Raw genomic sequence first — 24,663 nt, 5'->3', positions numbered from 1 at the left:
TTGTCCATTTTTTCGGTTCTTTGGAAAATGACTAAATGAAACTTAAAAATGATCAAAAAGACCCTACCACTACTGGCTGCTTTCCTGCTTCTTGCACCTTTGACCGCAGAGGCGCAGCTCTTCAAAAAGAAAAAAAAGCAAACGGAAAAACCGGCCGAAAAACCCAAAAAAAATGGGATCAAGGACTATAACGAGGTCATCACCAAAGAGGCCAAAACGGACAAGGGACTCTTTGATGTGCACACGGTGGAGGACAAACATTACTATGAAATACCGGACTCCCTCCTTAACCGGGAAATGTTGATGGTGAGCCGCATCTCCAAGACCGCTTCCAAAATAGGCTTTGGCGGGGGCAAGATCAACACCAAGGTGTTGCGCTGGCAGAAAAAAGGCAAAAAAATCTTACTGCGCGTGGTCTCCCATGATGTGGTGGCCGCAGACTCGCTCCCGGTGCACGAGGCGGTGGTAAACTCCAACTTTGAGCCCGTACTCTATGCCTTTGACATCATGGCCCTGAAAAAGGACTCCCTTGCCCCGGCCAGCGTCATAGCCGTGGACGACCTGTTCACCAAGGACGTAAAAGCCCTGGGGATGCCGGAACCTTACAGAAAGAGGTACAAGGTTTCCCGCTTGGACAATGACAGGAGCTTTATAGAAAGCCTAAAAAGTTATCCGCTGAACCTGGAGGCAAGGCACGTAAAGACTTATTTGGCGGGAGCCCCACCGAGCAACGGCAGTCTTGGTTCCATATCGGTGGAAATAAACAACTCCATGATCCTCTTGCCCAAGGAACCCATGAAGCGAAGGTATTTTGACCGTCGTGTGGGATGGTTTGCCAGGGGGCAGATAGATTACGGCCTGGATGCCCAAGAGAGCAAGACCCTGACCTTCTTGGACCGATGGCGCCTGGAAGTAAAGGAAGAGGACATTGAGAAGTTTAAGCGCGGGGAACTGGTGGAGCCCAAAAAGCCCATTGTGTACTATGTGGACCGCGCAACCCCCAAACAATGGGTGCCGTACATTAAACAAGGTATTGAAGACTGGCAAGTGGCCTTTGAAGCGGCCGGGTTTAAAAATGCCATCATAGCCAAAGACCCGCCGACCATTGAGGAAGACCCCGAATGGTCGCCAGAGGATGTACGCTATTCCGTGGTGCGCTATCTGGCGTCTCCCATTCCCAATGCCAACGGGCCGCACGTGAGCGACCCCAGGAGTGGTGAAATCCTGGAATCTGACATTAATTGGTACCACAACGTCATGACCCTTTTGCGCAATTGGTTCTTTGTGCAGACCGCTGCCATTAACCCAGACGCCAGGTCCGTGGCCTTTGACGATGCCGTCATGGGCAGGCTCATCCGTTTTGTATCGGCGCACGAGGTAGGGCACACCATTGGCCTGCCCCACAATATGGGGAGCAGCGTGGCCTACCCTGTGGATTCGCTGCGATCCGCCAGCTTTACCAAAAAGTACGGCACGGCACCTTCCATCATGGATTATGCCCGCTTTAACTATGTGGCCCAGCCCGGGGACGAGGGCGTTGCCCTGATGCCCAATATTGGGGTGTACGACAAATATGCCGTGGAATGGGGCTATCGTCCCATTCTGGACACTTCCGCAGAAGATGAGAAGCCCATTTTGGACAGTTGGATCTTGGAGCATGCCGGAGACCCGCTCTACCGCTTTGGACACCAACAGGTGGGCGATGTGGTGGATCCCAGTTCACAGACCGAAGATCTGGGGGACGATGCGGTAAAGGCCAGTGAATACGGCATTGCCAACCTAAAGCGCATTGTGCCCAACCTAGTGGAATGGACCGCGGAAGATGGAAAGAACTATGACGATCTTGAAACCCTGTACGGGCAGGTGGTCTCCCAGTTCAATAGGTACATGGGCCATGTCTCCAACAACATTGGCGGCGTATATGAGCACCACAAGACCTATGACCAAGAAGGTGCCGTATATACCCCGGTACCCAAGGCAAACCAGCAAAAGGCAATGGCCTTCTTGCAAGAACAGCTTTTCCGAACACCGGAGTGGCTCTTGGACCAGGGCATCTTTGAAAAAACACAGTACTCTGGCTTTGTGGAGCGCGTACGCGCCATGCAGACCCGTACCTTGGACAACACCTTGGCATTGGGCAAAATGGCCAGGCTCATAGAGCATGAGACCGCCCTGGGCAACAAGGCCTATACCGCACTGGACCTGATGACCGATCTACGGGAGGGACTTTGGTCAGAACTCAGGAACGGGCGCACCATAGACACCTACAGGCGCAATCTCCAAAAGGCGCACCTAGATCGTTTGGCCTATTTGATGACGGCCGAGAACCAAAAGAAAAAACCGGATTTTGGAGGATACCAGAAATCGACGGTGGTGAACACCAGCCAGTCAGACATACGTTCCTTGGCCCGGGCCGAGCTAAAGCGCATTAAACGTGATGCCCGGAACGCCGTTTCCAGAACCCGTGATCGCATGAGCCGCTATCATCTGGAGGATGTGGTGGAGCGCGTGGACATGATTTTGGAACCCAAGTAAGCAAAGGAACAAACCTCTCATCGACAGCCATAGGTCATTGGACGACACATGTCCAGGCCTATGGCTTTCTTTTGTCCCGTATGTTTCCCTGCACCACTACTTTTGGACCATAAAATCATCCATTATGGACCAAAGAATAAAAAGCGCGTTATTTCTGGCATCATTTATATGTTCTGCCATCCTGTACCATCAACTTTGTTCCTGAGCCCGTGAAAGCGACAAGGAAACCTCTAGGACCGGACCTTGTTCCTGACGCTTTTTAATCGGTTTTAAAGCCTGGCCCAAAAGAACGGAAAAACACCCCTTATCGACCAAATACCAAAAAATCCGATGACCGAAATGCCCAAACCACAAGCCAAATAAACTTAACCACAGAAATGGTCCGTTTCACAACAAGGGCCCATTCCATATCAACAAAACGTATAGTTTAGCCTTGCAAAACAAAACATCCCAAGTCATGAACAATAAAATAAAAAGTCTCATTTACCTTAGCTGTTTCCTACTCTCCGCGATGGTGTACCACATAACAGAAACCCCCACTGAGATTGGGGCCCACAATACTTCTGAAAAGGAACTTGTAAAGGTGGAAACCCACAAGAGCTCCTATTCGGAGACCAATGAACACACGCTAACCTATTAGCGTAACCTACGTTCCCAAATGCTTGAAAGCGCGTCTCCCCAGTCGCGCTTTTTTTGTTTTCTTTTTTTGAGTCCTGAGTCCCGCTTGGGTTCAGCCACATCTTCCCGGATATAAGTCCGGCCAAAATGGGCAAAAATACCTAGCCTCCGTATGGGCAAAATGGCCCTGATCGCCCAAAGTCCTCATGGCATCCCGAAGTTTGTTGTCCAAGCGCCGATACATCACCTGGGTTAAACCTTTTTCCTTTTCAAGGGTCATACCATCAAACTAAAACAACAAAAAGATGAAACATGCAATTCTACTGGTTGCCTTGTGCAGCAGCATCAGTTTTTATGGCCAAGGGAACGGTGCCCGCGGTCAAGGACCGCATCATGATTTTAGCCCGGAGCAAATGGCCACCCTCCAGACCAAGAAAATGACCTTGGCCCTGGATCTTTCCGCGGAACAGGCAGCTAAAATAAAAACCCTTTTTAGAGAGCGGGCCAAGGAGCGAATGTCCAAAAACCAAGCGTTAAAGGAAAAAAGGGCAACGGAAGAAGCAAAAAGGCCATCTTCTTCCGAACGTTTCCAACGAGCCAACGAAAGACTGGATCGGGAGATCGCGTTTCAAAAACAATTGGGCACCATACTGGACGGGGACCAATATGAAGCCTGGAAAAAAATGCGCTCAAGGGAAATTGGGAAAAAACAAAAAAGATGGGGACTCCATAAGGAAAGACGCGGTGATGGCAAAAGACACCGGGGCTAGAAGCAGCACCGGGCACGGACACCCATAGGATGGGGACACTTAAAAAAGACTGATAAATATCCTGTTTTAGCTTGCGGTTTGGCTTTATCTTGGCCACTGTTTAAAAAAACAGATACCCATGAAGCACCTTACCCTTTGCCTTTCCCTGTCCTTTTTTGCCCTCAACGCATTTAAGGGAATTGCCCAGACCGCCCAGGCCGATCAGATCAAAGCCCTCATTGCCCAAATGACCCTGGAAGAAAAGGTGGGCCAAATGAACCTCTACAACGGCTTCTTTGACGTTACGGGTCCGGCACCGTCCGGAAACGATGGCACCGCAATTAAATACGAGCACCTTAAAAAAGGATGGGTGGGCGCCATGCTCAATGTGAACGACCCAGCGGAGATCAGGAAACTACAGACCTTGGTGGTGGAAGAGTCCAGATTGGGCATTCCCATGCTCTTTGGTTTTGATGTGATCCATGGGTACAAGACCCAGGCACCCATTCCCTTGGCAGAAGCGGCCAGTTGGGATTTGGAGGCCATTGAACGATCGGCGGCCCTGGCGGCAAAGGAAGCAGCTGCGGTGGGCCTTAATTGGACCTTTGCCCCTATGGTGGACATTTCCAGGGATGCCCGCTGGGGACGCGTTATGGAAGGGGCCGGGGAAGATCCCTTCTTGGGCGCCAAAATTGCCAAGGCCCGGGTTTCGGGATTTCAGGGAGATGACTTGGCCCAAGCCCACACCATTGCGGCCTGCGCCAAGCATTTTGCGGCCTATGGTTTTGCCGAGTCCGGCCGCGATTACAATACGGTGGACATGGGGAACAACACCCTCTACAATATGGTGCTGCCCCCTTTTGAGGCAGCGGTGGAAGAAGATGTGGCCAGCTTCATGAACGCCTTTAACATTCTTAACGGCATCCCGGCCACGGGAAGCACCATGCTGCAAAGGGACATTCTTAAAGAGAAATGGAAATTTAAGGGCTTTATGGTGTCTGACTGGGCCTCCATAAGCGAGATGGAGACCCACGGTTTTGCCAAAGACCTCAAGGAAAGTGCCCAAAAGGCGGCCGTGGCCGGCTCTGACATGGACATGGAATCCCACGCCTACATTGCCCATTTGGCCAATTTGGTGCGGGAGGGGGCCGTATCGGAATCCATTTTGGATGAGGCCGTTGGCCGAATTCTAAAAGTAAAGTATGATCTGGGGCTTTTTGAAGACCCGTACCGATATTGCAATGTGGCACCGGAGACCTATACCAGTTGGGAAAAAGACCATAGGGCCGAAGTCTTGGAGATGGCCAAAAAATCCATTGTCCTTTTAAAAAACGAGGGGGAATTGTTGCCCTTGAAGAAAACGGCCAAGAACATCTTGGTACTTGGCGATCTGGCCGACGATAAGAACAGTCCGCTGGGCAGCTGGCGTCTGGGCTCTGATGACCACACCGCCGTCTCTTTTCTGGAAGGACTTTCGGCCTACACGGACCAATATCGTTTTGTCCAGGGACCCAAGGTGTTCAATGATTCCACGGACTTTAAGTTTCCCGTAAAGGTCAATGGCACCGAAAAGACGGGAATGGAAAAGGCCGTGGCCGCGGCCAAGAACGCAGCGGTGGTGGTCATGGTACTGGGCGAGCACGGTTTTATGAGCGGTGAGGGCCGCAGTAGGACCAAATTGGGACTGCCCGGCCTACAACAAGAACTTCTAAAGGCAGTGCACGCCGTGAACCAGAACATTGTACTGGTGCTCATGAACGGCAGGCCTTTGACCCTGGGCTGGGAAGCGGAAAACATCCCCGCCATTCTGGAAACCTGGCAACTGGGTTCCGAATCGGGCAACGCCATAGCCCAGGTGCTGTTTGGCGATGAAAATCCCAGTGGCAAACTGCCCATGACCTTCCCGAGAAGCGTGGGCCAGCTTCCGCTCTACTACAACCATTATTCCACAGGACGACCAGATTCTGGTGAAATGGTCTTCTGGTCGCATTTTATAGATGAGGAGAACAGCCCCCTTTTTCCTTTTGGTCATGGTCTTAGCTACACCCAGTTCCAGTACAATGGACTGGAGGTGGACGCGTCCGACAAAAACAAGGTTAAAGTCAAGGTCACCGTGACCAATACGGGCGATCGTTTTGGTGAAGAAGTGGTGCAACTTTATTTGCAAGATCCGGTGGCCAGTGTGGTGAGGCCGGTAAAGGAGCTCAAGGGCTTTGAAAAAATTGGTCTGGCCCCAAAGGCGTCGCAGCAATTGGTCTTTGAGCTTACCAACAAAGAACTGGGCTTTTACGACCAGGACTATCGTTGGGTGGTGGAGCCGGGCCAGTTCAATGTTATGGTAGGGACAGATTCCCAAGAAGGATTGACCTCAAGTTTTACCATAACCCCATAAAAAACATGGGCCTAAAAAGACAAGCGCTGTGCTGCGGCAATGGTGTGGTCCAGATCGGCATAACTGAGTGCATCATTGAGAAAATAACTCTCAAACGCACTGGGCGGCAAATAGACCCCTTGTTTTAGCATTCCGTGGAAATAGGTCTTAAAATGGGGATTATCGCCCTGGGCAGATGAGGCAAAATCATGCACCGGATCTGGGGTGAAATGAACCGACATCATGCTGCCAAAACGATTGATCTGGTAGGGCACCCCTTTGTCCTTGAGGGCGGCATCCAGGCCTTTGTGCAGGTATTCCGTTTTTTCTGCCAGGCGTTTAAACACCTCGCCATCGTTGTTGAGCTCGGTGAGCATGGCCAGCCCGGCGCTCATGGCCAAGGGATTGCCGCTCAGGGTACCGGCTTGGTATACCGGACCCTCTGGGGCCAAGTGGGACATGATTTTATCGTTGGAGGCAAAGGCCCCCACGGGAAGGCCACCCCCGATCACCTTGCCAAAACAAAGGATATCCGCATCAATGTTCAAGGCTTCCTGGGCACCGCCCCTGGCCAAGCGGAACCCCGTCATCACCTCATCAAAAACCAATAAAATGCCCTCTTGGCTACAAAGTTCCCGTAAACCGGAGATAAAATCTTTTTGGGGCACAATGCACCCCATGTTCCCGGCCACCGGCTCAATGATTATGGCGGCCAATTCCCCCTTGTTCGCGGCCACCAATTGCTTTACGCTGTCCAGATCATTGTAAACTGCCAAAAGGGTGTCCTTGGCCGTGCCCTGGGTAACCCCGGGACTGTTGGGGCTCCCAAAGGTGACCGCACCGCTGCCCGCCTGTATGAGAAAGGCATCGGAATGTCCGTGGTAGCAGCCCGCAAATTTTATGATCTTGTCCTTACCGGTATAGCCACGGGCCAAGCGAATGGCACTCATACAGGCCTCCGTACCGCTGTTCACAAAGCGGATCTTGTCTATATTGGGCACCATGGACACGGCCAATTGGGCCAATTGGGTCTCAATTTCGGTGGGCATGCCAAAGGAAGTGCCCTTTTTTGCCTTTTCCACCACGGCGTTCACCACCGGAGCGTGGGCGTGCCCCAAGATCATGGGGCCCCATGAGGCAATGAAATCAATGAGCCGGTTTCCGTCCTCATCATGGAGATAGGCCCCTTTGGCCTCCTTAACAAAGATGGGATCGCCGCCCACCGCCTTGAATGCCCTGACGGGGGAATTGACGCCCCCGGGTATCACTTTCTTTGCCGCTGCAAAAAGGGCACTGCTTCTTTCGTACACCATACCTAACACCTAATTGATTGTTACCGGACCCTGAGTTGCTGACCAATGGTAATGGTCTCGTCCTTTAAATTGTTCATGCGTTTTAGATCTTGTACGGAGAGGTAAAACCGTTTGGAGAGGGAATACAGGGTATCCCCTTTCTGTACCACGTGCACAGATTCGGTTCCTGCCACGTCCGGTCCAAGGTTCCGCTGGCGCGGCTTGACCCCATCATACTGGTACAACTGATACTTTTGGATCAGGGAAATGAGCTTTTGTGGGTATTTGGGGTCCGTGGCATAGCCCGCCCGCTTCAGGCCCCTGGCCCAGGCCTTATAGTCGGTCACCTTATAATCGAACAGAAAATCGTAGCGGGAACGGGTGGTAAGGAACAAGCTGTGGTCCCTGTAAGACTCCAAGGGGTGGTTGTACTTTCTAAAACATTCGCCCTTGGCATCGTCATCGTGGAAATCATAGTCGCCCTCCCAGCCCTTATGGCATTTAATGCCAAAATGGTTGTTGGTCTTCTGGGCCAGCTCCCCACGGCCAAAACCGCTTTCCAAGAGGCCCTGTGCCAAGGTAATGCTGGCCGGGATGCCGTAGGCTTCCATGTTCATTTGGGCAATTTCGGCAAAGGTCTCAACATACTCATCAATATTGGCGATATCGAAACGGATGAATTCCCCGGTATCTTCGGGAAGCGCAACGGAGGTCTCCTTTGGCAGCCCCTCCTTTTTCTTTTTGGCGGCCTGGACATTTTTGGTTCGCAGACCATCACGGTACGCCTTTTTGGACTTGCACCCGGAGGAGACCAAAAAAAGCGCCAACCCTATCAATACAAACATCTTCTTCATTGCAGCAAAGGTAAATTTTTCTTCTTCAACAGGGCGTTCATACCGGCAATTCCCTGCAGGCCGCCCGTGTGCACGGCCAGTATCTTGGTGCCGTGCACAAAACTATCGTTCTTGGCCATATCCAGCAAGCCAAAGAGCATTTTTCCCGTGTAGATGGGATCCAAGGGAATACCGGTCTCCGTTTTAAAACCATTGATAAAATGCACCAGCGCCCCATTTATTTTCCCATAGCCCCCAAAATGATAGGCGGTGTTGATCTCCCAACGCCCAGGGGGCACCCAGTGGGCCATCGCATCTTTGTGAACATTGCCCTTTAGGGCAGAAAAGCCCAGGATTTTTTGCCGCTGCCCGGCCGCTCCAATGAGTCCGGCCAGCGTGCCGCCGGTGCCCACGGCGCTGGCAATAACATCATACTGGGTGTCCTTTGGCCGCAATATTTCCCCGCAGCCCTTTACGGCCAAGGCATTGGTGCCCCCTTCGGGCAGTAGGTAAAAGTCACCGTACAGGCGCCGCAGTTCCTTTAAAAAGTGGGGCGTGTCCTTTGCGCGGTACTGCGCCCTGGAGACAAAGACCAACCGCATCCCCAACTCGGACGCCTTGGACAAGGTTGGGTTTTCTGGCCATTTTTTCTCCAGTTCTGCCCCCCTGATGACCCCGATGGTGGCAAAACCATGCTCTTGGCCGGCGGCCGCTGTGGCAAGGATATGGTTGGAATAGGCCCCACCAAAGGTCAACAGTTTGGTGTGTCCTTTCTCTTTGGCCTCCGCCAGGTTGTATTTGAGTTTCCTGAACTTGTTTCCGGATATCAGGGGGTGCAGCAGATCCTCCCGTCTTATGGTGATGCTCACGCCCTTTTGCGCCAACCACGGCATCCTCAACACCTGCTGGGGCACCTTCATGGGTGCGCATTTACCAGAACAACATACCTTAGAAACCCAAAGGGCCTTCTATGCCTTAGATAATCTTCCCGACCTTCATTGGCGTAGGCCTCGCGTTCAAAACAAATGTTCCTGTAAGCCCTGTACGCATCCAGATACCAAAGCGTTCGCAGGGCCCATTCCGTAAGGTACCAGATGTAAAAAGGAACCACCAAAAGCTCCAATTGCTGGCGCAGGTGTATTTTTTCATGGTTGATAAGGGTGGTATCTTGCCGTAACTTTGGATGTTTCACCAGAATAAAGGGCCAGAAGGAAAGTCCAACATAATTTTTGTAAAAAATATGTCTAAAGACCAAGATCATGGGCATAAGTGCTTATGTCCCAAAGATAAGCCTTAAATCTTTCCCGAGGAAAAATTGGGGCAAGGGCAGCTCCCCACGGCACAACGGGCATATGGAAGTGATGCAGGTTCCCTTTTGCATTTTAAGGTTTATTTGTGGAATTTTTAAAGTAAAATAACCTAATTTTAAATCCTTAAGGGTTGGAAAAAAGATGAAGAAAATCATTCCCATTGAGGAGGGGGATTTTTATTGGTCCGAAGGGGGATTTAGGGTGTTCACGGAACAATACCATCTTAAGCGCGGCCACTGTTGTGAAAGTGGCTGCAGGCACTGCCCCTACGGGTACGACCCCAAAACAAATAGACAATGAGCGGACTTTGTTCGGCACGATTTTTGCAGTTTTTTCAATAAGAATTTGAAATCCACCTTAAAAATATACGCTATGAAACAATTTAAATCCTTGGTGCTGCCCCTTCTGGTTTTGGCCTTCTTGAGTTCTTGTTCATCGGTTCGGGTATTGTCCGACTACGATCAGCAAGCCAATTTTGATGGTTATAAATCCTATGCCTTTTACAAGACGGGCATAGACAAGGCCATGATCTCCGATCTGGACAAGAAACGGATCATGCGGGCCATAGAGATTGAAATGGCCAACAACGGCTTTGTAAAGTCCAAAAATCCGGATCTTCTGGTGAGCATCTTTACCAAGGAAGAAGAGCGTGTGGACATCTACAACAACAACTTCGGCTGGGGCGGTCCTTGGGGCTGGGGCTGGGGTTGGGGCTTTAGTCCCTGGGCCTGGGGTCCCGGTTGGGGCATGGGCTGGGGCGGTATGGGCGGCTGGGGCGGCACCGGTGTCAGCACCAGTACGGAAGGCTCCCTCTACATAGACCTCATAGACACCAAAAGCAAGGAATTGGTATGGCAGGGCAAGGGCGAAGGCACCTTGGCCGATACCAAGAACAGGGAAAAAAAGGAACAGCGTATTTTGGAATTTGTGGGCGAGATCATGAAACAGTACCCACCCGAAATTGCCGCCGCCCAGTAAATCCTGGCAATGGACGTATAATTAAAACCCCTTTCGCGAGGGGTTTTTTTATGCCGTTTTTAACCGGAAACCGGTATTATGGCAAGAATTGATGGGATTCCCATTTGGTGGTGTTCAGCACAAAGGCACTCTTTACCGAGCCCATATGGGGAAGCGAGGCGATCTTGGATTTTGCAAAATCATAATAGGCATCCAGATCCCGCACCTGGATCCTCAACAGAAAATCGAACTCACCACCCACCACGTGGCATTCCCGCACTTCCTTGAACTCCATCACCTCGTTTAAAAAATGGTCCATCAGCGCCCCCTTTTGGGCTTCCAGGGAAACAAAACTGAACACGGTAATGCCCCTGTCCATCTTCTTTCCATCCAGCACCGCCACATACTTTTTTATGTAGCCCTCCTGCTCCAAGCGCCTGATCCGTTCATAGACCGGGGTCTTGGTGAGCCCCAAGGTCTCCGCGATCGCCTTTGCCCCCACCTTGGCGTTCTTGGTCAACATGGCCAAGATGGCCCTGTCCGTTTCATCCAGTGCGTCCATTGTATTTTCCTTTAGAGCACATCAAAATACAACATATAAAGCATAATTTCCCATAAAAATAAAACAAAACAGGAAAAAAAACCAAACTATAAAGATTGGTTGATAAGATATCCTAAAATGAGTATCTTTAATAGCACATCTATTCAATGCACGCCCTGATATGGAAAAATACCATTTGGCCCAGGCCAACATCGCCCGTTTCAAAGCCCCTTTGACCGATCCGTTGATGAAGGAGTTCGTGGACTTTCTGGAGCCGGTAAATGCCTTTGCCGAGGCCTCCCCGGGGTTTGTGTGGCGCCTCACGGACGATCAGGGCCGCTCTGCGAATTACCTGGAAACCCCGTTCAAGGATGGGATGATGGCGGTAAACATCAGTGTTTGGGAAGATATGGAAGCGTTCAAGGCCTTTGTCTATGACTCCGTGCACAGTTATTTTCTGCGCAACAAGAAAAAGTGGTTCCATGCCAAAGGAACCTCCCTCTTTGTCATGTGGTGGCTTCCCGCGGGCAAGCTGCCCAATTTGCAAATGGCCAAGGAGCGGCTGGAACACTATGAACGGGAAGGAAATTCTGCCTGGGCATTTACCGTGAGGCAGCCCTATGGCCCCAATGGAGCACCCTTAAAAAACTGAACAATGAACAACACCACCTACCAGAGCAACCCCATCTTGGACAAGTTGCCCAAGCATCTAAAACAGTACATTAAACCGCAAAACTATGGGGACTACACCGCCATAGACCAAGCCGTTTGGCGCTATGTCATGCGCAAGAACGTGGCCTATCTGAGCCGGGTGGCCCACGGATCTTATCTAGATGGCCTAAAGAAAACGGGCATTTCCATAGACCACATTCCCAACATGTACGGCATGAACCGCATCTTGAAAGATTTGGGATGGGCCGCCGTGGCCGTGGACGGTTTTATACCGCCCGCAGCATTTATGGAGTTCCAGGCCTACAATGTGCTGGTCATAGCGGCAGACATACGCCAACTGGAACATATAGCGTACACCCCGGCCCCGGACATTATACACGAGGGGGCGGGCCACGCCCCCATCATTGCCAATCCGGAGTACGCGGAATACCTGAGACGTTTTGGCGAAATTGGCTGTAAGGCCATTTCCAGTGCCAAGGATTTTGAACTGTACGAGGCGGTGCGGCACCTCTCCATCATCAAGGAAGCCAAGGGAACGGACCCCATAAAGATAACAGAGGCCGAGGAACATATAGCCGTGCTCCAGGACAATATGGGCGCCCCCAGTGAGATGGCCCTGATCCGCAACCTGCACTGGTGGACCGTGGAATACGGCCTCATAGGCCCCCTTGACAACCCAAAAATCTATGGGGCCGGTTTGTTGTCTTCCATTGGCGAAAGCGCTTGGTGCATGACCGATCAAGTAAAAAAAATACCGTATTCCATAGAGGCTGCGCACACCTCTTTTGACATCACCAAGCCACAACCCCAGTTGTTCGTAACCCCGGACTTTGCCTTTCTCAGTCAAGTGTTGGAAGATTTCGCCAACACGATGGCCCTGCGCACCGGAGGTCTGGACGGCCTAAAAAAGCTCATTGCCTCCAAGGAACTGGGCACCATAGAACTCAGTACGGGGCTGCAGATATCCGGGCATTTTTGCGAGGTTCTGGAACACCGCGGCAAGCCCATCTATTTTCAGACAAAAGGGAAATCTGCCCTTGCCTTCAGGGAAAAGGAACTGGTGGGGCAAGACACCCACAAACACCAAACCGGTTTTGGATCGCCCTTGGGCAGGTTAAAGGGCATCAATCTTGCCATTGAGAACATGTCCCCGCGAGATCTGAAGGCTTACGATATCTATGAGGGAAAACAGGTGTCCCTACATTTTGAGGGCGGTATAACGGTTGCGGGCCGCATTGTCACCGGCACCCGGAACCTACAGGGAAAGATCATCCTTATCACCTTTGAGAACTGCCACGTGACCCATAACGGAAAAACCCTGTTCCAGGCCAAGGGAGAACTGTACAATATGGCCATCGGTGAGCACATCGTGTCCGCCTTCAACGGCCCGGCAGACCTGGAGAGCTTTGATCTCATGGACCATGAACTGAGCAAGACCCAAACCCAGGAAAAAGACAAAAACGAAACCCGGTTGGAGCTGTACTACCAACAAGTGCGTGAGTTCCGGGAAGGCAAGAACACCACTATCTCAAGGAACAAGGTATTCAAGGCCGTCCAGGAAAATTACGCGTTGGATTGGCTGCTTTCCGTGGAGCTCTACGAACTGGCCGTGGCCAATGGGGACCGGGAATTTGCCAAAGACATCAAAATCCATTTGGAAAGTGTTAAGGGGGAAAGACCGGAAGTGGGCCACCTCATAGACGATGGCCTTGCCGAGGTGGAAAGGGTTTACGTATCTTAGCCCATATAAATTGCTACCAAGATGCGCGTTCCACTGGCCATTTCCCTTTTTTTTATGTTGATGATGACACAGACCGTCCCAGCCCAAACCAATTTCAATTACGATGAGACCAAGGTGCCCCAATTTGATCTGCCCAAACTTTTGGTTTCGGAGGATGGACAAAAGATAAAGAGCACGGCGGACTGGGAGACGATAAGACGCCCGGAGCTTTTGAGCTTCTTTGAGGAAGAGATCTATGGCAAGGTACCGGGGGCTCTGGACGGCGTGCGCTTCGAGCCTTTGGAGCAGGCCCCGGATGCCCTCAACGGACGGGCGCTGAGGAAACAAGTCCGGGTGATCCTTGAACGAAAGGGCGCAACGCGTTCCTTTACCCTGCTCCTGTACCTACCCAACAACAGAAAAAACGTGCCCGTGTTCCTGGGATATAATTTCTTTGGCAACCATACGGTGCATGCCGATCCGCAGGTACAGATCACAAAGGCCTGGAACCGGAACGCCCCAAACCTGAACATAGACAACAACCGGGCCACGGAGGCGTCCAGGGGCGTCCGGGCGCACCGTTGGGACATTGATCGGATGATCCAGAACGGTTTTGGGCTGGCCACCCTGCATTATGGAGAGGTGGACCCGGACAAGAACGATGCAACGGATGGTGTCCAGTCCCTTTTTTACGGTACGGGACAGCAGCGACCCAAAGAGAACGAATGGGGCAGCATAGCCGCTTGGGCCTTTGGACTTGGCCGGGCCATGGACTATTTGGAGCAAGATGCCAATGTGGGCAAGGTCATTGTCTTTGGCCACTCGCGCTTGGGAAAGGCGGCCCTTTGGGCCGGGGCCACGGACCACAGGTTCTCCGCGGTGATCAGCAACAACTCCGGCTGTGGTGGGGCGGCCCTTTCCAAAATAAGGTTCGGGGAGACCGTGGCCCGTATAAACACCAACTTCCCCCATTGGTTTGCAGACCGTTTTAACCGGTACAATGACCAAGAGGGCCTGTTGCCCACGGACCAGCACGGACTACTTGCCCTGATGGCGCCGAGACCCCTGTACGTGGCCAGTGCCACCGAAGATGAATGGGCGGATCCCAAAGGGGAGTTTCTGGCCCTTCGGCATACCGCCCCCGTGTATGCCCTGTATAAAAAAAGGCGCTTCACCAGAAAAAAGATGCCAGCACCCAATAGACCCATACACCGCACCGTGGCCTACCACCTGCGCACGGGAGCGCACGATGTCACATCTTACGACTGGAAACAGTACATACGTTGGGCCAAAAAAGTGGTGGTGCCCCGGTAGGGTATCGTAAAAACACATCGGCTCTTGCCAATATTCGGTTTCCCAGCCAGAAAACGTACCTTAATGCCCTTAGAGAGGATTTTTAAATGGACACCGTTAAAACATACCAAAACGTAGATGCCAAAAAGGAGGCCGTAAGTTTTGCCATTTCCAAAATGGAGGACATTTACCGGAAGCACGGGGGCAAAACGGACGAGCCCCACAGGCACAATTTCTTTACCGTGCTCGTGGTGCGGCAAGCGGCCGGAGAGCACAAAATAGATTTTAACACCTACCCCTTGGGAAACCGTCAAATTTACTTTGTGGCCCCGGGGCAGGTGCACCAGGTAATCGAAACGGAACCCTCCCATGGGTTTGTCATGACCTTTTCCAACCAGTTTTTGGTGGAAAGCGCCATTCCGCTGTCCTTTATTGACAGTCTTAACCTCTTCCAAAATTATGGCCAGAGTCCGCCCCTACTGCCAGAGGCCGATCAGTTCAATGCCATTGCCCAGTTTGCCCAGCGTATTTTTGAACTTTACCAGGGCAACGCCGCAATGAAACATTTGTCCATTGGTGCCTATTTAAAGCTGTTGCTCATTGAGTGCAATGCCATTTGCGCCATAGATCCGGTTTCCTTGGGCAAGGACAGCTCCAAGAACAACCTGATCCGAGCCTTTAAAAAGTTGGTGGACACCCATTACCGAAAAGAACATTCCGCCAGGTTCTATGCCAACCAACTCCACATGACACCGGACCATTTAAACCGGTCGGTAAAGTCCAAAATGGGAAAAACCGTAAAAGAATACATTCAGACAAGAATTGTCACCGAGGCCAAAAGACTGCTCTACTTTACGGACCGATCCAACAAGGAAATCGGGTATGCCCTTGGTTTTAAGGAGCCTGCCAATTTCAGCGCCTTCTTCAAGAAACAGACCCAACGGTCCCCATCACGCTTCAGAAAAGAGGAAGTGGCACCCCAATAACGGGCATCATACCGTATTTTCATAAGTTTCTTCCTTTTTTTCATATTCCACAGAAGAAAGAGGTGTCGCATCTTTGTATCAACAAAAAAGCAAAGGATATGAGATGGGCCAGAACACATCTTGAAAAGGTACCAAAATCACAGATTCACGAACACCCTATTCACAAACGCACAAGCTTCTGAGTAGCTGTTTGCTGGCGAAACCAAAGGCTCATAAACCCCTTTGAAAAAACAATGAACATGCACGTGAACCATGACACCCGCCAGAAACGGAACGGGCAGGTCCGACCCATAAAAACCATTAAAAATAAAGAGATGAAAACGATATTGCACAGAGCAGATACCAGGGGAGATGCCAACCACGGATGGTTGCACTCCAAGCACAGCTTCAGTTTTGCCAACTACCATGACCCAGAGCGCATGCACTTTGGAGCGCTGCGGGTGCTCAATGACGACACCGTTTCGGAAAACCGCGGATTTGGCACACATCCACACCGGAACATGGAGATCATTTCCATACCGCTGGAGGGCGATCTAAGGCACCAGGACAATATGGGGAACAAGACCATCATTAAATCGGGAGATATACAGGTGATGAGCGCCGGTACGGGCATCATGCACTCCGAGTACAACCACAATGCGGACCAGCCCGTGAAATTTCTCCAAATATGGGTGATTCCCAACAAACAGGGCGTAACGCCCCGGTACGACCAGATCACCTTGAATGTGGCCGATCGCAAGAACAAGGTACAGCAAGTGTTATCTCCCCATCCGGATGATGCCGGGGTCTGGATACACCAGAACGCCTGGTTCAGTATGAGCGACCTGGACCAGGGCAAGGAAGTTTCGTATCATCTGCAGGATGCCCAGCACAATGGGGTGTACGCCTTTATCCTAAAAGGGGATGCCACCATAAACGGGCAGGCCCTGCACCAACGCGATGGCCTGGGCATCTGGGAGGTGGAAAGCTTGGACATAAAAGCGGACAGCGACACGGAAATCTTACTGATGGAAGTGCCTATGGCCCTAAATTGATCAGAAGTACACAAAAACAATATATAACCGTCTGCAAAGACACTAAAATTGAAAACAATGAGTACCACAGCAACAACATGGAAAGTGGATGCAGCCCACTCGGAAATTGACTTTAAGGTAAAGCACATGATGATCTCTACCGTAAAGGGGTCCTTTGATGCCTTTGACGCCACCGTGGAAACGGAGGGGGACGACTTTAAAAATGCACAGTTTCACTTTACCGCAGAGGTGTCTTCCATAAACACCAAAAACAACGATCGCGACACCCACTTAAATTCGGATGATTTCTTTAACGCCGAAGCGCATCCGGAGCTCAAGTTTATCTCCAAATCCTTTGATGGCAACACCCTTATTGGCGATCTTACCATAAAGGACGTGACCAAGGAGGTGGCACTCCAGGCAGATTTCAACGGAGTGGCCGTAGATCCCTACGGACAGACCAAGGCAGGTTTTGAGATTACGGGCAAGGTGAACCGCAAGGACTTTGGCCTCACCTGGAGCGCCGTGACCGAAGCCGGGAACATTGTGGTTGGCGACACCATTAACCTGGTGGCAGACATCCAATTCATTAAGCAGTAAGCGGCTTAAGATGTGCTTATCCTGGGATGGGCCAAAAGTGGCCCATTCCATTTTTAAATAATTTTAGGTGCCCAATGGCCCTTTACAGCCGGCCACCGGGCATACTTGTTCAAAAAAACAAAACCCAATTTCCGAAAAAACCACTAGTTTTAGTAAAACGAACCCTTTTGCACATGGCCTACGAGGACACTCCCTTACAAAAAAACGAGGACAAAAAGCGTTTTGAAATAAACGTGGACGGCCACTATGCCTTTATAGACTACAAACCATTTGGCAAGGGCACGGCACTGGTACATACCGAGACCGACCCCGAACTGGCCGGAAAAGGGGCGGCCGCTGCCGTGGTGAAAAAAACCTTGCAGTACTTTGATGATCACAAGATGACCCTGTTCCCGTTCTGTCCCTATGTTTTTGCCTATATTAAAAGGCATCCGGAATGGAAGCGCATCGTGAGCCCCAGGTTCAAGGGTTACGGGGATCTATAGACTGCCCCGCACTTGGGAATACTTTGACCAACAATGGGAAAACCATTGATGTTCCCGGTAATATTGAGATAAACAGGTGTTCACAGAGAAACGAGCATTGAGAAATTTAGAGGTCAGTGGATAGTTGCCTATTTTAAATCGGAGTTGATAGCTTAAATGTCAGGCTGAGCGCCCGCCCGAATTGTAGTCGAGGCAGGCAGTCGAAGTCTTCCTTGGCTGGCAAATGGTTCTCTCCCGAAATTTCGGGAGCGCTCGAACCGACAATGGTAAAAATTATTATCCCAGATTATGCAGTAGACTTTCGTGGTGAGGGTGTAAAGCCCAATAAAATCAAGACTTTTGCGATTGAGGCGTAGCCATCGCTACGGTGAGTGAGCAAAAGTCAGTGCAACGATCGATTTTGAAGGGATTTACAGCCGTAATGGAATTTCTATTGCTTAATCTGGGATTAACCGTATTATAATCGAATAATTGATTTGTTTGATTGATTGATAAGTGTTTATCTACTGACCGCTAAAGAAATTTTAAAATCACTTCGCAAAAGGCCAGTTTTGAAATTTTTAATGTGAGCACGCAGTGGTTGTCCCGCAAGAGCGTGGTTCTTAATTTTTTAATTGGCTTGTTTTTTAGATAGTTAAAAAGATGTAAACCTATGAAAACAAAAACAGTGGAACTCGTGGCCAGCCCAAGACCGCCCCATTTCGTGGGCGATGGCTTCCGGGTGCACAACTTTATCCCCAGCGGATTCCGAATGGACATGCAGCGAATGGATCCCTTTCTAATGTTCGACTACAATGCCACCCACACCTTTCCACCCTCGGACAGGCCCAGGGGGGTGGGGGTACATCCGCACAAAGGTTTTGAGACGGTCACCATAGCCTACAAGGGCCGTATTGCCCACCACGACAGCAGTGGCGGCGGGGGCATCATTGGTGAAGGTGACGTGCAATGGATGTCCGCCGCCAACGGCATCCTGCACAAAGAGTACCACGAAACCGAGTGGAGCAAAAAAGGCGGCGATTTCCAGATGGTACAGCTGTGGGTGAACTTGCCCGCTAAGGACAAAAAATCTCCCCCAAAATATCAGGCCATAAAACACCAAGACATCCCAAGGCACGTTTTGCCAGACCATGCGGGCACGATCGAGGTGATTGCCGGAGAACACCAAGGCCTTACCGGTGCGGCCAACACCTTTACCCCGGTGCACCTTTTCAATGCCAAGTTAAATGAAGGCGGAAAGGCGCATTTTCAGTTCCCCGCCCACTTCAATACCGCACTTTTGGTGCTCCATGGCAACATAAGCATCAATGGCAATGAAGCAGTGCCCTCCGATCACATGGCATTGATGGCCAATGACGGGGAACATTTTGAAGTAGCGGCAAATAGCGGGGCCGTAGTGCTCATCCTCAGCGGGGAACCCATTAATGAACCCATTGCGGCGCAAGGCCCCTTTGTGATGAACACCAGGGAAGAATTGATGGAAGCCTTCGATGATTTCAATAGGGGCAAATTTGGGTACTTGGAAGATTGATCGCCCTTAAACCAAAAATAGACAATGGAAATAACACGGACAGAAACAGAAAACAAGGGCGCTGCAATCGCGACAAAAGAGGGTAAAAAAGCAGGTGAAATGACCTACTCCAAGGCCAGTGCATCGCTCATCATCATTGACCACACAGAGGTAGATCAGGCCTTCAAGGGCCAGGGCGTGGGTAAAAAATTGCTCTACGATTTGGTGGACATGGCCAGACAAAAAAAGGTACAGATCATACCACTATGCCCCTTTGCCAAAGCCATGTTCAACAGGCACGAAGAACTACAGGATGTTTTAAAGAAATAAGACCATGAACAACACCCTTTTCCCGGCATTGCCGCTCGCAGATTGGAAGGACACCAAGGAGACCCTGCACCGCTATTTTCAGATCGTGGGCAAGTTGCGCCTCTCCCAAATGCCCAAGGACAACCATTGGTGGCACATTACCCTGTACGTTACCAACAGCGGTGTGGCCACCGGCGCCATCCCCCAGGGCGATTTTACCTTTGAGGTGGCGTTCAACTTTTTAAACCACGAACTCTTGGTGACCACCAGTAAGGGCGACGTCCGTTCTTTTGCCTTGCACGATGGTCTCTCCGTGGCGGATTTTTACCGGCAACTGGGCACCATACTGCAAGAACTGCAGATTGGGTTCGATATTCTGGCGAGGCCCTATAACCTGGCGGACAACGTTCCCTTCCAAGAATGCACCATGCACCATACCTACGACAAGGGTGCCGTGCACACCGCTTGGCGCATTTTGGTACAGGTAGATATGATTTTAAAGGAATTTGGCGGCAGATCGTACAGCAAGACCTGTCCCGTACATATCTACTGGCATCATTTGGATCTTGTGGTCACCCGGTTTTCGGGTAAAAAAGCGCCGGACCTGGGCAATGTTTCCCAGGTTGAAAGGGAAGCCTACTCCCACGAGGTGATCAGTTTTGGGTTCTGGTTTGGCGATGACACCATTACCGAGCCTGCCTTTTATTCCTATACCTACCCCGCTCCCCCAGGTCTGGACAAAGAGCCGCTGTTGCCCAAAAGCGCCAAATGGCAAGACGCCAATGGCAGCCCCATGGCCCTGCTGATGTACGATGATGTGCGGAACCACGAAAACCCAAAACAGGAAATCCTCAACTTTTTGGAAAGCAGCTATAAAGCCGGGGCGCGCTTGGCCGGGTGGGACTTGGAGGCATTAAAGGTCCCTGCCGAATAAGGGGTGGTGCCAATTTTTTTTGGGGTTGATGCGTGGTTTGGGAAATACCATTTAGCAATAGGCATAGGGTATTTGGCATCAGTACCCTTCAAGTAAAAAGTGAAGATTGTAGGTCTCTGTCCTCAAAATTGTTTTTATTCAATGATTAAATTCCTGTTCTTGGGATATTTTACCGAATATCTTAAATCGAGATTTCTCGTTTCACTTGGCCCCAAATCAAACTTCCATTGCACCTGACCATTATCCAACTGAAGATCTCCATTGGCCAATTCCAAAACTTCCACTTTTATTTCATCGAGGGTTGAAACGGGAATTTGATCCACAATCAATAAATTGATATTTTCAGACTTATTGTTCTTAACGGAAATTCTCCAGTCCCTATTTTCCTCTTTCCGAGTCCCAATAAATTTTTTGGATGAAAAATCAGTAATTTTCTTTCTATCAATCAATACATTTTTATCACGACCAAGGGAAATCTGCAAACTGTCCGCTGCGTACCTTACATCCAATAGGGTTTTTCCAATATAGGTGCCCTCAAAAAATATGTTTGCCTCACCTTCCAACAAATTGTATTGCTCCCAGTCCTTTATACTTGCAACAAGAAAGGCTTCTTTCTCTATTTTAGGAACACTAAAATATTGATAAGCAGCTGGCAATTTATAATTTGCCATATCCACTGAATAACTTTTGTTGTCTGACATTATAGTGTATGGCGGTTCTATTTCAAAGTCAACGGTGGTTTGGTTTCTAACCTGCAAAATTGGAATTTGGGCGTCAACCGCGTCCTGCACATCTACTCCAGCAACCTTTCCCTTTAATTTATTGGAGAGGGATCTTTCATTTTTGCTACCGTACCCAATCACCACAACTTCCTCCAAGGCTTCTGAAGCTTCTTGAAGAACTACATTGTGCACCTCATTTTGCACTTGTATGACCTCAGTTTTGAAACCTAAGTAGGCAAACTCCAATTGGCCGGAAGACTGGGGCACCGTAATGGAATAGTATCCGTCAAAATCAGTGGTAGTGCCTATGGTTGTCCCCTTGACCAATACATTAACTCCCGGAAGAGCCTGCGAATTGCCGTCCAGAACCCTACCTTCAACCTGGGATATAGAACGTTTATAACTGGGCGGAGACGTATTGTAATTTAGAAAGTACGTTTTCAGTTCCGGTGCCACACCAGATAAATTTGGATTCGCTGAGGACAAACTCAACTTAACATTTTTCCAATCCTTTTTTGTGTCCTGTTTCACATTGGCCTTATAAACGATTTCCACAGGTTCGTTCACATTCTTGGCTCTTATATCATAGGAAGGAATCCAACCTGCGTTGCCAACAACATAAGTTACCACAAAATTGGATTTTGAAAATCCTTCGCTCTCCACCTCAACTATGATTTCGCCATTGGCGTACTGCCCTTCCCCAGTCATCGTCTTGATCTGATTATTGATATCAAATTCCTTTTCTCTGAGATCGACAAGGCTTTTGTTACGATCAATTTCTTGAAGCTTTAATGATGTTAGTTTGGAACTGTAGAAATTAGAGGCCTCCTTGAGGTTGGTGACACTTAGTTCCTGATTCTTGCCCCCAATATTTCTATTTTCTTGTAAAAAAGCCAGTTCCTCCTTTAAAATCTCCAAATGTACTTTTTCCAAATTCAATGCATCCCTTACCCCATCCAATTGAGATTCCAATTCCTCCAAAGCTGGACGTTTCTCCAACTTATCAATGAAGTTTTGTTGATGGTTAACAGCTAAAACTGTTACATCTCCGCTTACCTTTACCTGTAAGCTTTTAGAATTAATGAATGGTGAAAGGTTCACGAATTTCAGGGTAGTTTTACCTTTGCCAAGTTCAATTTCTTTAGTTCTTACTATTTGGGCTCCCTTGATAAATACGGTGACCTCTGAAATATCAGTATTCACTACTTTCTCATTTATCTCTTGGGAAAATAAGCTTGATATCGACAAGCTGAAAAGTATAATGATAATTTTTTTCATCTTTTTTTTTTAAATCATACACTGACCTAAATACTACATATCTTAGGTATTTTTCAATCCTTTTGGATTCGAGAACATTAAGTGACCTTTCTTTAATCCATTTTTAAAGGTACTGTTTTTGAGCAAATGGAAAGAACTGCAACCTCCCTTGTCCCCACTTCCCTTTCCGAGTCGTTTAGATCAATTAAAATTTAAGGTTTTTTTGGAAGTTGCCAGTTGGTGCTATCGGATATCATTTAAATACTCCCAACCCCCGTCACCCCCAACATCAATCCTTCAGAAGCGCCCCAGGAAAACCCTCTTCCACTTCGGCGCCCTCGTACAAGAGCGTCCACCCCAGGCTGTTGGTGAGCACATAGAGCTGTTGCAGCTCGCTCAGAAGCCGGTTTTGCGCATTCGCCTTCAGCGTGGAACGCTCCACTTTTTTCATCAGGGAGGCGGTGACGTTCTGTTTGATCTTGTTGTAGTCCGAAGCATCGAACGGGTTTAGGTAGTCTGCCGAGACATCATAGTACTCAAAGTCCGGACTGATGTTTATCTCCGGTTCCGGGATATGGGCAATGCGGAGCACCTTCTTTTCGGCGTCCAGTTCGTGTTGCAATTGGCCCAGGTCATAGGCCACGGTGACCTTGGCATTGACCACCACCAAGGCCTTTTTATCGGCCCGGATAAAAGGCCCAAAAAGCGCCCTGGAATCGGCATAGTTGTACACCTCGGAGAAGTGCCCCTCCGTGACCACCAGTTTGGAGACATTGTTGATCTGTTGCTGTATGAGCAGGGAACTTTCCTTGAGCAGGGCCGTTTCCGCCCTATGCTCGCCCCAAGAACGGTACACCAACATGGCGGTCAATGCAATGAGAATACCTGCCAGTACTTTTTTCATGTTCCAAAGATAAACAAGATAAGGCCATGGCCCGGATATTTATTCAAACACCATAAAGGGAAAATCTTCCTTCAAGGCCCTTATTTTTGTGGCCAAGACGGCTTGAAACTCTTGGTGCCTTGCAGACCCGGCGTTAAAGGGCCGGTGCCCCAAACCGCGCTGCACCTGATCCACGCGTTCCATCACCCCCAGGGCATGGTCAGCGATCCAAACCGACTTAAAACGTTCCCAGATGTAGGAAATGGCCAAGGTGTTGGGGTGCAGCATATCGGTGTCATAAAAACGGTAATCGCGCAGCTCGTCCATCATGATCTCATAGGCCGGGAAATACGCGCCACCCGCATTAAAAGAAGGCGCATGCAGCACCTCCTGCACCGCGGCGATCAAGTGCGACTTGCTTCTCTGGTTTTCCACAAAACCATCCTTTAGGTGCCGTACGGGAGAAATGGTAAAAATGAACTGAACGGCTGGGTTCACGGTTTTGACCTGATGCACCATACGTTGCAGACTGTCCCGTATCTCCGCAACGGAAAGCAAGCTCTTGCGAAATTCCTTTTGGGGCACTTTGTGGCAGTTGGCCACGGTCTTTCCCTGTTCAATGTGCTCGTAGGTCCAGGCCGTGCCCAAAGTGATGATCAGGTGGGAGGCCCCCAAGAGCCGCTGCTCCGTTTCCCGGAGCTGTTGGTCAAGGCGCTCCAGCAGCTTTTCCCGCGAAACATCGCTAAGGGCGCTATGGGCGTCAAAACAATGCCATTGATCATTTCCGAAAAACAGTTCTGCCGGCGTGTAGCCCTGGTTTTTTAGGGCCCGGAAGATCACGTTTTCAATGGCCAGGGGATGAAAGAGGATGCCAAAGGGATTCTCAAAGGACCGGAATTTAAAATACCGGAGCTTGGCCCCGATGTGCTGCGAGAAACAGGAACCGAACAAGACCGGGCGACTGTTGTAATCCATGGGCCTGTTGGCCTTTTTCAAGGGCACTTGGGTCTGCAGTTTCATATCAGAGGTGTTTTTTGATCCCCACCCAACCGGTAACGTACGGGCCATCCCGA

Annotated in this window: 24 protein-coding genes; 16 read left to right on the top strand and 8 right to left on the bottom strand. The window is 50.0% G+C overall.

From position 1 onward, the window contains the following. Positions 1 to 48 precede the first annotated feature (48 nt). From ACKWCC_RS12450 to bglX, 4 genes are all read left to right on the top strand, one after another. Entirely contained in the window at positions 49 to 2,535 is a 2,487-nt protein-coding gene (locus ACKWCC_RS12450) for a zinc-dependent metalloprotease (RefSeq protein WP_413996269.1), read from the top strand. 457 nt (positions 2,536 to 2,992) lie between these two features. Continuing rightward, positions 2,993 to 3,175, top strand: a complete 183-nt coding sequence (locus tag ACKWCC_RS12445; protein WP_413996268.1) for a hypothetical protein — start codon at positions 2,993 to 2,995, stop codon at positions 3,173 to 3,175. A gap of 283 nt (positions 3,176 to 3,458) precedes the next feature. After that, positions 3,459 to 3,923, top strand: coding sequence for a hypothetical protein (locus ACKWCC_RS12440; protein ID WP_413996267.1), 465 nt, complete (start codon positions 3,459 to 3,461; stop codon positions 3,921 to 3,923). A gap of 118 nt (positions 3,924 to 4,041) precedes the next feature. After that, positions 4,042 to 6,294, top strand: coding sequence for a beta-glucosidase BglX (gene bglX / locus ACKWCC_RS12435; RefSeq protein ID WP_413996266.1), 2,253 nt, complete (start codon positions 4,042 to 4,044; stop codon positions 6,292 to 6,294). Between the two features lie 11 nt (positions 6,295 to 6,305). Here bglX and hemL read toward each other — a convergent pair whose 3' ends face one another. Genes hemL through ACKWCC_RS12415 form a run of 4 tightly spaced genes read right to left on the bottom strand, consistent with a single transcriptional unit; the run spans position 6,306 to position 9,659 of the window. After that, positions 6,306 to 7,586, bottom strand: coding sequence for a glutamate-1-semialdehyde 2,1-aminomutase (gene hemL / locus ACKWCC_RS12430; protein ID WP_413996265.1), 1,281 nt, complete (start codon positions 7,584 to 7,586; stop codon positions 6,306 to 6,308). Positions 7,587 to 7,606: 20 nt separating this feature from the next. After that, positions 7,607 to 8,419, bottom strand: coding sequence for a glucosaminidase domain-containing protein (locus ACKWCC_RS12425; RefSeq protein WP_413996264.1), 813 nt, complete (start codon positions 8,417 to 8,419; stop codon positions 7,607 to 7,609). Further along, positions 8,416 to 9,318 (bottom strand): 1-aminocyclopropane-1-carboxylate deaminase/D-cysteine desulfhydrase, encoded by a 903-nt coding sequence (locus tag ACKWCC_RS12420; protein WP_413996263.1) that lies wholly within the window; start codon positions 9,316 to 9,318, stop codon positions 8,416 to 8,418. Before ACKWCC_RS12420 ends, ACKWCC_RS12425 begins: the two co-directional genes overlap by 4 nt. Then, on the bottom strand, positions 9,315 to 9,659 hold the full coding sequence (locus ACKWCC_RS12415) for a hypothetical protein (protein WP_413996262.1): 345 nt from the start codon (positions 9,657 to 9,659) through the stop codon (positions 9,315 to 9,317). The genes ACKWCC_RS12420 and ACKWCC_RS12415 overlap by 4 nt, the downstream gene beginning before the upstream one ends. A gap of 190 nt (positions 9,660 to 9,849) precedes the next feature. On the opposite strand from ACKWCC_RS12415, the gene ACKWCC_RS12410 reads away from it, so the two are divergent. Both ACKWCC_RS12410 and ACKWCC_RS12405 read left to right on the top strand, forming a co-directional pair. After that, positions 9,850 to 10,008 (top strand): DUF5522 domain-containing protein, encoded by a 159-nt coding sequence (locus ACKWCC_RS12410; protein WP_413996261.1) that lies wholly within the window; start codon positions 9,850 to 9,852, stop codon positions 10,006 to 10,008. Positions 10,009 to 10,080: 72 nt separating this feature from the next. Then, a complete protein-coding gene (locus ACKWCC_RS12405) occupies positions 10,081 to 10,686 on the top strand; it encodes a DUF4136 domain-containing protein (protein WP_413996260.1) in 606 nt (201 codons plus the stop codon). Positions 10,687 to 10,762: 76 nt separating this feature from the next. Here the strand turns inward: ACKWCC_RS12405 and ACKWCC_RS12400 are convergent, their stop codons facing one another. Next, the gene (locus ACKWCC_RS12400) at positions 10,763 to 11,227 is read right to left on the bottom strand and encodes an Lrp/AsnC family transcriptional regulator (protein WP_413996259.1); all 465 of its coding nucleotides are present in this window, start codon (positions 11,225 to 11,227) and stop codon (positions 10,763 to 10,765) included. Positions 11,228 to 11,387: 160 nt separating this feature from the next. On the opposite strand from ACKWCC_RS12400, the gene ACKWCC_RS12395 reads away from it, so the two are divergent. The 10 genes from ACKWCC_RS12395 to ACKWCC_RS12350 all read left to right on the top strand — a co-directional run bounded on the left by ACKWCC_RS12395 (position 11,388) and on the right by ACKWCC_RS12350 (position 20,728). After that, complete coding sequence (locus ACKWCC_RS12395; RefSeq protein WP_413996258.1) at positions 11,388 to 11,858, top strand: DUF3291 domain-containing protein; 471 nt, start codon at positions 11,388 to 11,390, stop codon at positions 11,856 to 11,858. Between the two features lie 3 nt (positions 11,859 to 11,861). Next, a complete protein-coding gene (locus ACKWCC_RS12390) occupies positions 11,862 to 13,619 on the top strand; it encodes an aromatic amino acid hydroxylase (protein ID WP_413996257.1) in 1,758 nt (585 codons plus the stop codon). Between the two features lie 21 nt (positions 13,620 to 13,640). Continuing rightward, on the top strand, positions 13,641 to 14,912 hold the full coding sequence (locus ACKWCC_RS12385) for a glucuronyl esterase domain-containing protein (RefSeq protein ID WP_413996256.1): 1,272 nt from the start codon (positions 13,641 to 13,643) through the stop codon (positions 14,910 to 14,912). Positions 14,913 to 14,998: 86 nt separating this feature from the next. Continuing rightward, a complete protein-coding gene (locus tag ACKWCC_RS12380; protein WP_413996255.1) occupies positions 14,999 to 15,877 on the top strand; it encodes an AraC family transcriptional regulator in 879 nt (292 codons plus the stop codon). A gap of 314 nt (positions 15,878 to 16,191) precedes the next feature. Then, the gene (locus ACKWCC_RS12375; protein ID WP_413996254.1) at positions 16,192 to 16,911 is read left to right on the top strand and encodes a pirin family protein; all 720 of its coding nucleotides are present in this window, start codon (positions 16,192 to 16,194) and stop codon (positions 16,909 to 16,911) included. 57 nt (positions 16,912 to 16,968) lie between these two features. Then, positions 16,969 to 17,490, top strand: coding sequence for a YceI family protein (locus ACKWCC_RS12370; protein ID WP_413996253.1), 522 nt, complete (start codon positions 16,969 to 16,971; stop codon positions 17,488 to 17,490). A gap of 173 nt (positions 17,491 to 17,663) precedes the next feature. Then, the gene (locus ACKWCC_RS12365) at positions 17,664 to 17,975 is read left to right on the top strand and encodes a GNAT family N-acetyltransferase (RefSeq protein ID WP_413996276.1); all 312 of its coding nucleotides are present in this window, start codon (positions 17,664 to 17,666) and stop codon (positions 17,973 to 17,975) included. A gap of 652 nt (positions 17,976 to 18,627) precedes the next feature. Then, positions 18,628 to 19,506: a pirin family protein gene (locus ACKWCC_RS12360; protein WP_413996252.1), complete on the top strand. Its 879-nt coding sequence runs from the start codon at positions 18,628 to 18,630 to the stop codon at positions 19,504 to 19,506. Between the two features lie 24 nt (positions 19,507 to 19,530). Beyond that, positions 19,531 to 19,815 carry a GNAT family N-acetyltransferase gene (locus tag ACKWCC_RS12355; RefSeq protein ID WP_413996251.1) on the top strand — a complete coding sequence of 95 codons (285 nt, stop codon included), beginning with the start codon at positions 19,531 to 19,533 and terminating at the stop codon, positions 19,813 to 19,815. Between the two features lie 4 nt (positions 19,816 to 19,819). Continuing rightward, complete coding sequence (locus ACKWCC_RS12350; RefSeq protein ID WP_413996250.1) at positions 19,820 to 20,728, top strand: DUF5996 family protein; 909 nt, start codon at positions 19,820 to 19,822, stop codon at positions 20,726 to 20,728. A gap of 134 nt (positions 20,729 to 20,862) precedes the next feature. Here the strand turns inward: ACKWCC_RS12350 and ACKWCC_RS12345 are convergent, their stop codons facing one another. The 3 genes from ACKWCC_RS12345 to ACKWCC_RS12335 all read right to left on the bottom strand — a co-directional run bounded on the left by ACKWCC_RS12345 (position 20,863) and on the right by ACKWCC_RS12335 (position 24,610). Further along, entirely contained in the window at positions 20,863 to 22,728 is a 1,866-nt protein-coding gene (locus tag ACKWCC_RS12345; protein ID WP_413996249.1) for a mucoidy inhibitor MuiA family protein, read from the bottom strand. A 268-nt stretch (positions 22,729 to 22,996) separates the two neighbouring features. Further along, a complete protein-coding gene (locus tag ACKWCC_RS12340) occupies positions 22,997 to 23,611 on the bottom strand; it encodes a DUF4230 domain-containing protein (protein ID WP_413996248.1) in 615 nt (204 codons plus the stop codon). 39 nt (positions 23,612 to 23,650) lie between these two features. Continuing rightward, the gene (locus ACKWCC_RS12335) at positions 23,651 to 24,610 is read right to left on the bottom strand and encodes a GSCFA domain-containing protein (RefSeq protein ID WP_413996247.1); all 960 of its coding nucleotides are present in this window, start codon (positions 24,608 to 24,610) and stop codon (positions 23,651 to 23,653) included. Positions 24,611 to 24,663 lie beyond the last annotated feature (53 nt).

Source organism: Maribacter aquimarinus, assembly GCF_047345505.1.
Classification (GTDB): Bacteria; Bacteroidota; Bacteroidia; order Flavobacteriales; family Flavobacteriaceae; genus Maribacter.
Note: the sequence above shows the minus strand (reverse complement) of the source record. Positions and strands in the feature narration are given on the sequence as shown.

Coding starts and splice junctions, on each gene's coding strand:
- ACKWCC_RS12370 (WP_413996253.1), top strand. CDS start 16,969: ATGAGTACCACAGCAACAACATGGAAAGTGGATGCAGCCCACTCGGAA.
- hemL (WP_413996265.1), bottom strand. CDS start 7,586: ATGGTGTACGAAAGAAGCAGTGCCCTTTTTGCAGCGGCAAAGAAAGTG.
- ACKWCC_RS12425 (WP_413996264.1), bottom strand. CDS start 8,419: ATGAAGAAGATGTTTGTATTGATAGGGTTGGCGCTTTTTTTGGTCTCC.
- ACKWCC_RS12450 (WP_413996269.1), top strand. CDS start 49: ATGATCAAAAAGACCCTACCACTACTGGCTGCTTTCCTGCTTCTTGCA.
- ACKWCC_RS12445 (WP_413996268.1), top strand. CDS start 2,993: ATGAACAATAAAATAAAAAGTCTCATTTACCTTAGCTGTTTCCTACTC.
- ACKWCC_RS12335 (WP_413996247.1), bottom strand. CDS start 24,610: ATGAAACTGCAGACCCAAGTGCCCTTGAAAAAGGCCAACAGGCCCATG.
- ACKWCC_RS12385 (WP_413996256.1), top strand. CDS start 13,641: ATGCGCGTTCCACTGGCCATTTCCCTTTTTTTTATGTTGATGATGACA.
- ACKWCC_RS12355 (WP_413996251.1), top strand. CDS start 19,531: ATGGAAATAACACGGACAGAAACAGAAAACAAGGGCGCTGCAATCGCG.
- ACKWCC_RS12440 (WP_413996267.1), top strand. CDS start 3,459: ATGAAACATGCAATTCTACTGGTTGCCTTGTGCAGCAGCATCAGTTTT.
- ACKWCC_RS12340 (WP_413996248.1), bottom strand. CDS start 23,611: ATGAAAAAAGTACTGGCAGGTATTCTCATTGCATTGACCGCCATGTTG.
- ACKWCC_RS12360 (WP_413996252.1), top strand. CDS start 18,628: ATGAAAACAAAAACAGTGGAACTCGTGGCCAGCCCAAGACCGCCCCAT.
- ACKWCC_RS12415 (WP_413996262.1), bottom strand. CDS start 9,659: ATGATCTTGGTCTTTAGACATATTTTTTACAAAAATTATGTTGGACTT.
- ACKWCC_RS12380 (WP_413996255.1), top strand. CDS start 14,999: ATGGACACCGTTAAAACATACCAAAACGTAGATGCCAAAAAGGAGGCC.
- ACKWCC_RS12400 (WP_413996259.1), bottom strand. CDS start 11,227: ATGGACGCACTGGATGAAACGGACAGGGCCATCTTGGCCATGTTGACC.
- bglX (WP_413996266.1), top strand. CDS start 4,042: ATGAAGCACCTTACCCTTTGCCTTTCCCTGTCCTTTTTTGCCCTCAAC.
- ACKWCC_RS12365 (WP_413996276.1), top strand. CDS start 17,664: ATGGCCTACGAGGACACTCCCTTACAAAAAAACGAGGACAAAAAGCGT.
- ACKWCC_RS12390 (WP_413996257.1), top strand. CDS start 11,862: ATGAACAACACCACCTACCAGAGCAACCCCATCTTGGACAAGTTGCCC.
- ACKWCC_RS12395 (WP_413996258.1), top strand. CDS start 11,388: ATGGAAAAATACCATTTGGCCCAGGCCAACATCGCCCGTTTCAAAGCC.
- ACKWCC_RS12350 (WP_413996250.1), top strand. CDS start 19,820: ATGAACAACACCCTTTTCCCGGCATTGCCGCTCGCAGATTGGAAGGAC.
- ACKWCC_RS12375 (WP_413996254.1), top strand. CDS start 16,192: ATGAAAACGATATTGCACAGAGCAGATACCAGGGGAGATGCCAACCAC.
- ACKWCC_RS12410 (WP_413996261.1), top strand. CDS start 9,850: ATGAAGAAAATCATTCCCATTGAGGAGGGGGATTTTTATTGGTCCGAA.
- ACKWCC_RS12345 (WP_413996249.1), bottom strand. CDS start 22,728: ATGAAAAAAATTATCATTATACTTTTCAGCTTGTCGATATCAAGCTTA.
- ACKWCC_RS12405 (WP_413996260.1), top strand. CDS start 10,081: ATGAAACAATTTAAATCCTTGGTGCTGCCCCTTCTGGTTTTGGCCTTC.
- ACKWCC_RS12420 (WP_413996263.1), bottom strand. CDS start 9,318: ATGAAGGTGCCCCAGCAGGTGTTGAGGATGCCGTGGTTGGCGCAAAAG.